Annotated in this window: 4 protein-coding genes, 9 tRNA genes, 4 rRNA genes and 2 pseudogenes; all 19 read left to right on the top strand. The window is 49.4% G+C overall.

What is annotated here, in order from left to right; genetic code table 11:
- Window positions 1-115: 115 nt before the first annotated feature.
- Window positions 116-231 (top strand): 5S ribosomal RNA (gene rrf, locus DMO16_RS15815).
- Window positions 232-240: 9 nt separating this feature from the next.
- Window positions 241-316: transfer RNA gene (locus tag DMO16_RS15810), tRNA-Val, on the top strand.
- A 7-nt stretch (window positions 317-323) separates the two neighbouring features.
- A tRNA-Thr gene (locus DMO16_RS15805) sits at window positions 324-399 on the top strand.
- A gap of 8 nt (window positions 400-407) precedes the next feature.
- Window positions 408-483: transfer RNA gene (locus DMO16_RS15800), tRNA-Lys, on the top strand.
- Between the two features lie 18 nt (window positions 484-501).
- Window positions 502-586, top strand: a tRNA-Leu gene (locus DMO16_RS15795).
- Window positions 587-593: 7 nt separating this feature from the next.
- Window positions 594-668 (top strand) — tRNA-Gly (locus DMO16_RS15790).
- A gap of 13 nt (window positions 669-681) precedes the next feature.
- Window positions 682-770, top strand: a tRNA-Leu gene (locus DMO16_RS15785).
- A gap of 17 nt (window positions 771-787) precedes the next feature.
- A tRNA-Arg gene (locus DMO16_RS15780) sits at window positions 788-864 on the top strand.
- Between the two features lie 3 nt (window positions 865-867).
- Window positions 868-944 (top strand) — tRNA-Pro (locus tag DMO16_RS15775).
- 10 nt (window positions 945-954) lie between these two features.
- Window positions 955-1,030 (top strand) — tRNA-Ala (locus DMO16_RS15770).
- A gap of 169 nt (window positions 1,031-1,199) precedes the next feature.
- Window positions 1,200-2,747 (top strand): 16S ribosomal RNA (locus DMO16_RS15765).
- Between the two features lie 216 nt (window positions 2,748-2,963).
- Window positions 2,964-5,902 (top strand): 23S ribosomal RNA (locus DMO16_RS15760).
- Between the two features lie 191 nt (window positions 5,903-6,093).
- A 5S ribosomal RNA gene (gene rrf, locus DMO16_RS15755) occupies window positions 6,094-6,209 on the top strand.
- The 16S, 23S and 5S rRNA genes sit together here with 9 tRNA genes alongside, the layout of an rRNA operon.
- Window positions 6,210-6,460: 251 nt before the next feature.
- Window positions 6,461-6,781, top strand: a pseudogene (locus tag DMO16_RS15750) (iron chelate uptake ABC transporter family permease subunit); the annotation flags it as partial.
- A pseudogene (locus DMO16_RS15745) lies at window positions 6,781-7,511 on the top strand (ABC transporter substrate-binding protein); the annotation flags it as partial. The pseudogenes DMO16_RS15750 and DMO16_RS15745, both read left to right, overlap by 1 nt.
- Window positions 7,512-7,719: 208 nt before the next feature.
- Complete coding sequence (locus DMO16_RS15740) at window positions 7,720-8,190, top strand: CtsR family transcriptional regulator (protein WP_061975615.1); 471 nt, start codon at window positions 7,720-7,722, stop codon at window positions 8,188-8,190.
- Between the two features lie 37 nt (window positions 8,191-8,227).
- Window positions 8,228-8,764, top strand: a complete 537-nt coding sequence (locus tag DMO16_RS15735; RefSeq protein ID WP_061975617.1) for a UvrB/UvrC motif-containing protein — start codon at window positions 8,228-8,230, stop codon at window positions 8,762-8,764.
- A gap of 3 nt (window positions 8,765-8,767) precedes the next feature.
- A complete protein-coding gene (locus DMO16_RS15730) occupies window positions 8,768-9,835 on the top strand; it encodes a protein arginine kinase (protein WP_129478543.1) in 1,068 nt (355 codons plus the stop codon).
- Window positions 9,836-9,860: 25 nt separating this feature from the next.
- Window positions 9,861-12,293: an ATP-dependent protease ATP-binding subunit ClpC gene (gene clpC, locus DMO16_RS15725; RefSeq protein ID WP_061975767.1), complete on the top strand. Its 2,433-nt coding sequence runs from the start codon at window positions 9,861-9,863 to the stop codon at window positions 12,291-12,293.
- The last annotated feature ends 104 nt before the right edge of the window (window positions 12,294-12,397 follow it).

The raw sequence follows: 12,397 nt of genomic DNA, 5'->3' as shown, positions 1-12,397 counted from the left end.
CAAGAGATTCGAGGAAGCAAAACGACGACTCTCCGGAGTGTACTTTACCGTACATGAGGAAGAGGAGGAGTGAAGCTGACGAAGAAAATCGCCGTTGATCACAAATCGATAGATGTCTGGTGGCAATAGCGAAGAGGTCACACCCGTTCCCATACCGAACACGGAAGTTAAGCTCTTCAGCGCCGATGGTAGTTGGGGGCTTCCCCCTGTTAGAGTAGGACGTTGCCGGGCATACATAATGGAGGATTAGCTCAGCTGGGAGAGCACCTGCCTTACAAGCAGGGGGTCGGCGGTTCGAACCCGTCATCCTCCACCATTATTTCGCCGGTTTAGCTCAATTGGTAGAGCAACTGACTTGTAATCAGTAGGTTGGGGGTTCAAGTCCTCTAGCCGGCACCACTTAAAGAGAGCCATTAGCTCAGTTGGTAGAGCATCTGACTTTTAATCAGAGGGTCGAAGGTTCGAGTCCTTCATGGCTCACCAGTTTTATAATTGTATATTGCGGGTGTGGCGGAATTGGCAGACGCGCTAGACTTAGGATCTAGTGTCTTATGACGTGGGGGTTCGAGTCCCTTCACCCGCACCATACGGATGCGGAAGTAGTTCAGTGGTAGAATACAACCTTGCCAAGGTTGGGGTCGCGGGTTCGAATCCCGTCTTCCGCTCCATTTTTTTCTGCCTGCCGGGGTGGTGGAATTGGCAGACACACAGGACTTAAAATCCTGCGGTAGGTGACTACCGTGCCGGTTCGAGTCCGGCCCTCGGCACCAATAGAATGTTTTTTTATGCGCCCTTAGCTCAGCTGGATAGAGTGTTTGACTACGAATCAAAAGGTCGGGAGTTCGAATCTCTCAGGGCGCGCCATAACGGGAAGTGGCTCAGCTTGGTAGAGCACCTGGTTTGGGACCAGGGGGTCGCAGGTTCAAATCCTGTCTTCCCGACCATCTTCACTTTGGGGCCTTAGCTCAGCTGGGAGAGCGCCTGCCTTGCACGCAGGAGGTCAGCGGTTCGATCCCGCTAGGCTCCACCATTAGAAAATGCTGTTGACATTTTCTTTTTTAGTCGGTATAATATAAAAGTTGCTGTTTTTAAAGCAGCATTGATGTTCTTTGAAAACCAAACAAAAGCCAGAGTAAGTCAGGGATTTTACAATCCCATCAATTTCTTATTTTTAAACATTAAGAGCTATATCAAACACTTTATTGGAGAGTTTGATCCTGGCTCAGGATGAACGCTGGCGGCGTGCCTAATACATGCAAGTCGAGCGAATGACGAGGAGCTTGCTCCTCTGATTTAGCGGCGGACGGGTGAGTAACACGTGGGTAACCTGCCTGTAAGACGGGGATAACTCCGGGAAACCGGAGCTAATACCGGATGATAACGAGAAGCGCCTGCTTCTTTTTTGAAAGTCGGTTTCGGCTGACGCTTACAGATGGGCCCGCGGCGCATTAGCTAGTTGGTGAGGTAACGGCTCACCAAGGCGACGATGCGTAGCCGACCTGAGAGGGTGATCGGCCACACTGGGACTGAGACACGGCCCAGACTCCTACGGGAGGCAGCAGTAGGGAATCTTCGGCAATGGACGAAAGTCTGACCGAGCAACGCCGCGTGAGCGATGAAGGCCTTCGGGTCGTAAAGCTCTGTTGTCAGAGAAGAACAAGTACCGGAGTAACTGCCGGTACCTTGACGGTACCTGACCAGAAAGCCACGGCTAACTACGTGCCAGCAGCCGCGGTAATACGTAGGTGGCAAGCGTTATCCGGAATTATTGGGCGTAAAGCGCGCGCAGGCGGTTTCTTAAGTCTGATGTGAAAGCCCACGGCTCAACCGTGGAGGGTCATTGGAAACTGGGAGACTTGAGTGCAGGAGAGAAAAGTGGAATTCCACGTGTAGCGGTGAAATGCGTAGAGATGTGGAGGAACACCAGTGGCGAAGGCGGCTTTTTGGCCTGTAACTGACGCTGAGGCGCGAAAGCGTGGGGAGCAAACAGGATTAGATACCCTGGTAGTCCACGCCGTAAACGATGAGTGCTAGGTGTTGGGGGGTTCCACCCTCAGTGCTGACGTTAACACATTAAGCACTCCGCCTGGGGAGTACGGCCGCAAGGCTGAAACTCAAAGGAATTGACGGGGGCCCGCACAAGCAGTGGAGCATGTGGTTTAATTCGAAGCAACGCGAAGAACCTTACCAGGTCTTGACATCCTCTGACCACTTGAGAGATCAAGCTTTCCCCTTCGGGGGACAGAGTGACAGGTGGTGCATGGTTGTCGTCAGCTCGTGTCGTGAGATGTTGGGTTAAGTCCCGCAACGAGCGCAACCCTTGACCTTAGTTGCCAGCATTCAGTTGGGCACTCTAAGGTGACTGCCGGTGACAAACCGGAGGAAGGTGGGGATGACGTCAAATCATCATGCCCCTTATGACCTGGGCTACACACGTGCTACAATGGGTGGTACAAAGGGTTGCGAAGCCGCGAGGCCGAGCCAATCCCAAAAAGCCACTCTCAGTTCGGATTGTAGGCTGCAACTCGCCTACATGAAGCCGGAATTGCTAGTAATCGCGGATCAGCATGCCGCGGTGAATACGTTCCCGGGCCTTGTACACACCGCCCGTCACACCACGAGAGTTTGTAACACCCGAAGTCGGTGGGGTAACCTTTTGGAGCCAGCCGCCGAAGGTGGGACAGATGATTGGGGTGAAGTCGTAACAAGGTAGCCGTATCGGAAGGTGCGGCTGGATCACCTCCTTTCTATGGAGACATGAGCACTCAGGTGCCTCATGAATCTTACTCTGAGCTTTTGTTTGGTTTTGAAAGAACATCGTTTCTTTCAATTCATAAAGGTTACACATTTGATGTGGCCATGTTCCTTGAAAACTAGATAACGAAACATCCAAACAAGCCAACTAATTCATTAGTTGTGCGCTGATTTAGTGATTTTTTTACGATCTTACGATCGTGTTTAAAGGTTAAGCTAGAAAGGGCGCACGGTGGATGCCTTGGCACTAGGAGCCGAAGAAGGACGGGACGAACACCGATATGCCTCGGGGAGCTGTAAGTAAGCGTTGATCCGGGGATTTCCGAATGGGGGAACCCACCATCCGTAATGGGATGGTATCCATATCTGAATACATAGGATATGAGAAGGCAGACCCGGGGAACTGAAACATCTAAGTACCCGGAGGAAGAGAAAGCAAGTGCGATTTCCTGAGTAGCGGCGAGCGAAACGGAAACAGCCCAAACCAGAGGGCTTGCCCTCTGGGGTTGTAGGACACTCTACATGGAGTTACAAAGGAACGGGGTAGATGAAGCGGTCTGGAAAGGCCGGCCAAAGAAGGTAACAGCCCTGTAGTTGAAACTTCGTTCCCTCCTGAGTGGATCCTGAGTACGGCGGGACACGTGAAACCCCGTCGGAATCCGGGAGGACCATCTCCCAAGGCTAAATACTCCCTAGTGACCGATAGTGAACCAGTACCGAGAGGGAAAGGTGAAAAGCACCCCGGAAAGGGAGTGAAAGAGATCCTGAAACCGTGTGCCTACAAGTAGTTGGAGCCCATTAACGGGTGACAGCGTGCCCTTTGTAGAATGAACCGGCGAGTTACGATAACGTGCAAGGTTAAGCCGAGAAGGCGGAGCCGCAGCGAAAGCGAGTCTGAATAGGGCGCCATAGTACGTTGTCGTAGACCCGAAACCGTGTGATCTACCCATGTCCAGGGTGAAGTTCAGGTAACACTGAATGGAGGCCCGAACCCACGCACGTTGAAAAGTGCGGGGATGAGGCGTGGGTAGGGGTGAAATGCCAATCGAACACGGAGATAGCTGGTTCTCCCCGAAATAGCTTTAGGGCTAGCCTCGCGGCTAGAGTCCTGGAGGTAGAGCACTGATTAGACTAGGGGCCCCCACAGGGTTACCGAATTCAGTCAAACTCCGTATGCCAGAGACTTATCCGCGGGAGTCAGACTGCGAGTGATAAGATCCGTAGTCAAGAGGGAAACAGCCCAGACCATCAGCTAAGGTCCCAAAGTATACGTTAAGTGGGAAAGGATGTGGAGTTGCCGAGACAACCAGGATGTTGGCTTAGAAGCAGCCACCATTTAAAGAGTGCGTAATAGCTCACTGGTCGAGTGACTCTGCGCCGAAAATGTACCGGGGCTAAACGTATCACCGAAGCTATGGATTGTACCATCAGGTACAGTGGTAGGGGAGCGTTCGAAGTGCGGTGAAGTCAGACCGGAAGGACTGGTGGAGCGCTTTGAAGTGAGAATGCCGGTATGAGTAGCGAAAGACAAGTGAGAATCTTGTCCATCGAAAGCCTAAGGTTGCCTGAGGAAGGCTCGTCCGCTCAGGGTTAGTCGGGACCTAAGCCGAGGCCGAAAGGCGTAGGCGATGGCCAACAGGTTGAAATTCCTGTACCGCCTCCTTTCCGTTTGAACGACGGGGGGACGCAGGAAGGTAGGGAGAGCGCGCGAATGGAAATGCGCGTCTAAGCAGTTAGGCTGATTGTGAGGCAAATCCCGCAATCGTGAAGGCTGAGCTGTGACGGCGAGGGAAATTACAGTACCGAAGTCCCTGATCCTACACTGCCAAGAAAAGCCTCTAGTGAGGAAAGAGGTGCCCGTACCGCTAACCGACACAGGTAGGCGAGGAGAGAATCCTAAGATGATCGGGAGAACTCTCGTTAAGGAACTCGGCAAAATGACCCCGTAACTGCGGGAGAAGGGGTGCTCTGGTAGGGTTTATCGCCCGAGAGAGCCGCAGTGAATAGATCCAAGCGACTGTTTAGCAAAAACACAGGTCTCTGCGAAGCCGCAAGGAGAGGTATAGGGGCTGACACCTGCCCGGTGCTGGAAGGTTAAGAGGAGGGGTTATCCCTTAGGGGAGAAGCTCTGAATTGAAGCCCCAGTAAACGGCGGCCGTAACTATAACGGTCCCAAGGTAGCGAACTTCCTTGTCGGGTACGTTCCGACCCGCACGAAAGGTGTAACGATTTGGATACTGTCTCAACGAGAGACCCGGTGAAATTATAGTACCTGTGAAGATGCAGATTACCCGCGACAGGACGGAAAGACCCCATGGAGCTTTACTGCAGCTTGATATTGGATTTTGGTACAGTTTGTACAGGATAGGTCGGAGCCTGAGAAGTCGGAGCGCCAGCTTCGATGGAGGCGTCGGTGGGATACTCCCCTGACTGTATTGAAATTCTAACCTGGAACCGTGATCCGGTTCGGAGACAGTGTCAGGTGGGCAGTTTGACTGGGGCGATCGCCTCCTAAATCGTAACGGAGGCGCCCAAAGGTTCCCTCAGAATGGTTGGAAATCATTCGCAGAGTGTAAAGGCACAAGGGAGCTTGACTGCGAGACCTACAAGTCGAGCAGGGACGAAAGTCGGGCTTAGTGATCCGGTGGTTCCGCATGGAAGGGCCATCGCTCAACGGATAAAAGCTACCCCGGGGATAACAGGCTTATCGTCTCCAAGAGTCCACATCGACGGGGAGGTTTGGCACCTCGATGTCGGCTCATCGCATCCTGCGGCTGAAGTAGGTCCCAAGGGTTGGGCTGTTCGCCCATTAAAGCGGTACGCGAGCTGGGTTCAGAACGTCGTGAGACAGTTCGGTCCCTATCCGTCGCGGGCGCAGGAAACTTGAGAGGAGCTGTCCTTAGTACGAGAGGACCGGGATGGACACACCGCTGGTGTACCAGTTGTTCCGCCAGGGGCATAGCTGGGTAGCTACGTGTGGACGGGATAAGTGCTGAAAGCATCTAAGCATGAAGCCCCCCTCAAGATGAGATTTCCCATCACGTCAAGTGAGTAAGCCCCCTTAGAGATGATGAGGTTGATAGGTCTGGTGTGGAAGCGTAGTGACACGTGGAGCTGACAGATACTAATCGGTCGAGGGCTTATCCTTAATTAAATCAGTAAGTTTGGATGAAGTTATCTAGTTTTGAGGGAATATGCCTCAAAAACAAACCATTTGTCAGCGACAAGAGATTCGAGGAAGCAAAACGACGACTCTCCGGAGTGTACTTTACCGTATATGAGGAAGAGGAGGAGTGAAGCTGACGAAGAAAATCGCCGGTGATCACAAATCGATAGATGGCTGGTGGCAATAGCGAAGAGGTCACCCCCGTTCCCATACCGAACACGGAAGTTAAGCTCTTCAGCGCCGATGGTAGTTGGGGGCTTCCCCCTGTTAGAGTAGGACGTTGCCGGGCAAAAATTAAGCACTGTTGAGAAATCAGCGGTGCTTTTTTGTTTTGTCGAAAGATGAAAATGACGTGATATGCAAGTAAATCGTGTCGAACCGCAAGTATCCTAGCCACCAGGGGATCAGCAGAGCCTCAAATCCTCGAACCCTCCTGAGTTCCAGCTTTGCCCGCACAAAAAACCCCTCAATTAGTCCTTTTTCTTTTCAAAAAAACAAAATCTTGCCCCAAAAAGCTCCTGACTGGTCCCAAAAATTCATTACGATCCTGCGATTACTTCGCAACAGATCATTCGTGAGCTGCGGCTTCCGCGGGTGATTGGGGCTGCGATTGTAGGAGCTGCATTTGCGGTAGCAGGAACACGTATGCAGGGGATTGCCCGGAACCCTTTGGCGGATGCAGGTATTTTAGGAATAAACGGAGGCTCCATGCTGGTCGTCGCACTCTGTTTTGCCTTTTTCCCTCATCTACCGTATTCGCTCCTGATGCTCTTTTCGTTTCTTGGGGCGGTTCTGAGCATGTTATTTATTGCGCTTGGTTCGATGTCCCCCGGGGGGATGTCTCCGCTTAGACTTACAGTTTAAAGGATTTTCTTCCTCACGTGAAAGACGAGTTGAAAAATACAAAAAACTTGGGCCTGCAGCTAATCCTGATATGAAAGCCCTGCTTGCTTTAAAGCGCTCCGCTGTTTATATGGACGAAGAATATGGTGGAAAAGAACTTGACAAATTCAAAAAAAATTGCGCCTGTTCATGTTTTTAACCTTGATGAAGGGACATGGAGAGACCATTTGAAAAAAATAGGGAAACTTGTTAATCGTGAAAAACAGGCTAATGAATTTGTCGAAGATTACGAGAAGGAAACAAAAGAAGTAAAAGGCTTAATCAAACAAGAACTTGGAAAAAACAGCAGGGCAATGGCGATTCGTGTAACCGCCAAAGAGCTGCGTGTATTTGGCACCGCTCGTCCCATGGGCCCCTTTTTATTTGATGATTTAGGGCTTACTCCTGCAAATGGGGTTAAAAAAGTGGATGCCAGCCATATCAAGTAATCTCCCAGGAGGTGCTGCCTGTTTTTAGGCAGATGCAATTTTTGTCGTAGTGAATCAGGACGATCAATCAAAAACCGATCAATCAAAACCGCCTTTAAGCAGATGGAAAACTCTGCGATCTGGAAAGGGTTAAAAGCAGTAAAAAACAAACATGTTTATGTGATTCCCGATCAGCCGTGGCTTGATTATTCGGCGATAGGCAATAGATGGCGATGGACCAGGCAAAAAAATCTTTTCCAAGCAATAGGTTGTTTCAGTAGAAGTCCCGGCGGTATTTTTGAGGGGCTTCTTTTTTTAATCCTTCAAAAAGGAACGATTAACAGGAAAAATATCGGGTAATACTGTGAGAGAAATACCTTGTTCCCCTATGAGTCAGAAAGTATTCATTAGTTGCATAAAACCTGGGAAACGGACTATAATATATACATATAGTCAAAGATAGTCAAAGTCAGAGGGGAGGGTAGCAGGTTGAGAAATATCTCAGACATTATTGAAGAATATTTGAAGCAGGTCCTTGCAGGTTCGAATGATAAATTTATTGAAATCAAACGGACGGATATTGCTGAAAAATTCCAGTGTGTCCCTTCCCAGATCAACTATGTTATTAATACACGATTCACCGTAGAAAAAGGATTTGTTGTGGAAAGCAAACGGGGGGGCGGGGGATATATCCGCATTATTAAGGTCAAAACAGAAAATTACGTCCACCTGATTGACCAGCTGCTGCTTTTGATCAATGACCGCATTTCACAGGGGAATGCCGAAAATGTGGTGCTGCGGCTGCTGGATGAACAGATCATATCGGAACGCGAGGCGAGAATTATGCTGAGTGTCATTGACCGCACTGTTCTTCAAGTGTTAGACCTTCCTGAGCGTGATCAATTGAGAGCCGAATTATTAAAAGGCATGATTCGGACGCTAAAATTTAGAACCAGATAACGTTGTATCACATTTATTAATAGGGGAGGAGAATAAAATGTTTTGCCAGGATTGCCATGAACGGCCTGCCACTTTGCACTTTACAAAGATTGTAAACGGACAGAAAACAGAATTTCATATTTGTGAGCATTGTGCAAAAGAAAAAGGAGAATTCCTTCCAGGGTCGAATACATTCTCTATTCATCAGCTGCTTTCCGGACTTCTTTACGGAGATCCGGCGATATCGGGAACAGCTTCTCCGGGACTTTCTCAGCAATCAGTTCTGGTGTGCCCGAAATGCGGCATGACATATCAACAGTTTGCCAAAATTGGCCGTTTTGGATGCAGCCATTGCTATGAAGTATTTGACTCCAAGCTTGATCCAATTTTAAAGCGGGTGCACGGAGGAAATACAAAGCATGAGGGGAAAATTCCAAAGCGGATTGGCAGCGGACTTCAGGAAAAACGGGAATTGGAGAATTTAAAGAAATCGATGCAACAGTATATCCTGAGTGAGGAATTCGAAAAAGCTGCTGAAACCCGTGATAAGATCCGGCTTTTAGAGAAGCAAAAGCATCAGGAAAAGGGGGAATAGAGCGTGTCACTTGAACATTTTATAAGTGAAGCCATCAGTCCCTGGATGAAGGAAGAAGGACCTGATTCTGATATTGTGCTAAGCAGCAGGATCCGGCTCGCCCGAAACCTGGAAAATTATAATTTCCCGGATTTTGCTTCCAAAGAAGAATCTGAAACCGTGATTCGTAAATTACACGAAGCGAATGGGGACCAGGGGTTCGGAAATTGGGGCGAATTTGAAATTCTTTCACTGGATCAGCTAAAACCCCTGGCAAAAAGGGTATTGGTAGAAAAGCACCTTATCAGCCCTCATCTTGCCGAACAATCCAAATATGGAGCGGTCATGCTGAATGAGGATGAATCGGTAAGCATTATGATCAACGAAGAAGATCATTTGCGAATTCAGTGCCTGTTTGCAGGCTTCCAGCTGAAAGAAGCGTTAAAGCTTGCCGGAGAACTGGATGACTGGCTTGAAGAAAAAGTGGATTATGCGTTCGACGAAGAAAGAGGCTACCTAACAAGCTGTCCGACCAATGTTGGAACTGGGCTTAGAGCTTCTGTTATGATGCATCTTCCGGCTTTGGTTATTACCAAACAAATAAGCCGCATTATTCCGGCCATCAACCAGCTGGGGCTGGTGGTGAGAGGAATATATGGAGAGGGAACAGAAGCTCAGGGAAATGTGTTCCAAATTTCCAATCAAATTACGCTTGGGAAATCGGAAGAAGATATCGTTGAAGATTTGCGTGGCGTTGTCCTCCAATTGATCCAGCAGGAAAGGGCCGCGCGAAACAATCTCCAGCAGGGATTGAAAATTCAACTGGAAGACCGAATCTTCAGGTCATATGGCGTCTTGGCCAACAGCCGGATCATCCAGTCGAAGGAAGCGGCGCAATGCCTATCCGATGTAAGGCTGGGAATAGATCTGGGAGTGATCCAGGGGATTTCCCGATCGATATTAAATGAGTTAATGATACTTACACAACCGGGCTTTTTACAGCAGTATGCCAATGAAATGTTAAATCCGGATGAGCGTGATATCCTTCGGGCCGCGCTGATCCGGGAAAGAGTTGAACTTGAAGAAGCTTAAAATCCGAATGGGAGTGTGAATGATTATGATGTTTGGTCGATTTACAGAACGAGCTCAAAAAGTACTTGCGCTGGCACAGGAAGAAGCCATCCGTCTTGGCCACAATAATGTTGGAACGGAGCACATTCTGCTTGGCTTAATCCGCGAAGGAGAAGGAATTGCTGCTAAAGCGCTCCATGTCCTCGGACTCGGTCCTGAGAAGATCCAAAAAGAAGTGGAAACACTGATTGGACGCGGTCAGGAATCCGTGCAAACCATCCATTACACTCCAAGGGCAAAAAAGGTGATTGAACTGTCAATGGATGAAGCGAGAAAGCTCGGACATTCTTATGTGGGAACAGAACATATTCTTTTGGGTCTGATTCGTGAGGGAGAAGGAGTAGCAGCCCGTGTACTTAACAATTTGGGCGTCAGCCTGAACAAGGCCCGCCAGCAGGTGCTTCAGCTCCTTGGAAGCAATGAAGCATCCTCCAACCACAGAGGGGCTTCCACCAATGCCAATACACCGACTCTGGACAGTCTTGCGAGAGACTTGACCGCAATCGCCAAGGATGGCAGCCTGGATCCGGTCATCGGCCGATCTAAGGAAATCCAGAGAGTCATTGAGGTGTTGAGCCGCAGAACAAAAAACAACCCGGTTCTGATCGGTGAGCCCGGTGTAGGTAAAACAGCGATCGCCGAAGGCCTTGCCCAGCAAATCATCAACAATGAAGTACCTGAAACCCTTCGTGATAAAAGGGTAATGACATTGGATATGGGAACAGTGGTTGCGGGAACAAAATACCGCGGCGAATTTGAAGACCGTCTGAAGAAGGTGATGGATGAAATCCGCCAGGCCGGAAATATCATTCTTTTCATTGATGAACTTCATACCTTGATCGGGGCAGGCGGGGCAGAAGGCGCAATTGATGCCTCCAATATCTTAAAACCTGCGCTTGCACGCGGTGAACTCCAATGTATCGGTGCTACCACGCTTGACGAGTACCGTAAATACATTGAGAAGGATGCAGCGCTTGAACGCCGATTCCAACCGATTACGGTGAACGAACCGACGAAAGAAGAGAGCACACAGATTCTTCAGGGTCTGCGCGACCGTTATGAAGCCCACCACCGTGTGACCATTACGGATGATGCGATTGAAGCAGCGGTCACCTTGTCCGACCGTTACATTTCCGACCGCTTCCTTCCTGATAAAGCGATCGATCTCATTGACGAGGCCGCATCCAAAGTGAGACTTCGTTCCTATACCGCGCCGCCAAATCTGAAAGAGCTTGAACTTAAGCTTGAAGAAGTGCGCAAGGAAAAAGACGCCGCGGTTCAAAGCCAGGAGTTCGAAAAAGCAGCGTCACTCCGGGATACAGAGCAGCGTCTGCGTGAAGAACTGGAGAAAACCAAGAACGTATGGAAAGAAAAGCAGGGTCAGGAAAACACCGAAGTGACTCCGGAAGACATCGCTCAAGTGGTGTCCAGCTGGACGGGAGTACCGGTTTCCAAACTGGCTGAAGAAGAGACCGAGCGCCTCTTGAAATTGGAGGAAATCCTTCATAACCGGGTAATTGGTCAGCACGAAGCCGTCCAATCGATTTCAAAAGCCATCCGCCGTGCACGCGCCGGACTAAAAGATCCGAAGCGTCCGATCGGTTCCTTCATTTTCCTGGGACCGACTGGGGTTGGTAAGACGGAATTGGCCCGTGCCGTGGCTGAATCCCTCTTTGGTGACGAAGATGCAATTATTCGCATTGACATGTCCGAGTATATGGAAAAACACACGACTTCCCGATTGGTCGGTTCACCTCCAGGATACGTTGGACACGAAGAAGGCGGACAGCTGACTGAAAAAGTTCGCCGCAAGCCTTACTCTGTTATCCTGCTGGATGAGATTGAAAAAGCGCATCCTGAAGTATTTAACATTTTGCTGCAAGTGCTTGAAGATGGCCGCTTAACCGACTCAAAAGGGCGTACCGTGGACTTCCGAAACACGGTCGTCATCATGACGTCCAATGTCGGTGCAAGCACGCTCAAACGCAACAGCTCACTCGGATTCACTGTTCATACAGAAGATCAACAATACAACGACATGAAAACGAAAGTGATGGCTGAGCTGAAAAAGGCATTCCGCCCAGAGTTCTTGAACCGTATCGATGAGATCATTGTGTTCCATTCCCTTGAGAAAACACATCTCAAGCAGATCGTTACACTGATGGCAGAATCCTTGATCAACCGTCTCAAAGATCAGGGTATTGAAATTGAGCTTACCGATGCTGCATTAGATAAGATTACCGATGAAGGTTATGATCCGGATTATGGAGCACGTCCACTGCGCCGCGCATTACAGCGTAAAATCGAAGACCGGTTATCGGAAGAGCTGTTACGAGGAAACATCAGCAAAGGCAACACGGTCAAAATCGATGTCGACAATAACGACTTTGTTGTAGAGACCGTCGGAGCTTCTTCATAATCGTCAGGATCGTTTTGACAGAACCCGGGAGACATACATGTCTTCCGGGTTTTTTTCCATGATATTTGCGATTTGCCAGAATTCTAAATGCCCCCAATGGAAAG

The sequence above is a fragment of the Fictibacillus sp. S7 genome, from assembly GCF_004127935.1.
GTDB lineage: Bacteria > Bacillota > Bacilli > Bacillales > Fictibacillaceae > Fictibacillus_C > Fictibacillus_C enclensis.
The sequence above is the reverse complement of the archived record's forward strand: the minus strand, read 5'-3'. Positions and strand labels throughout refer to the sequence as shown.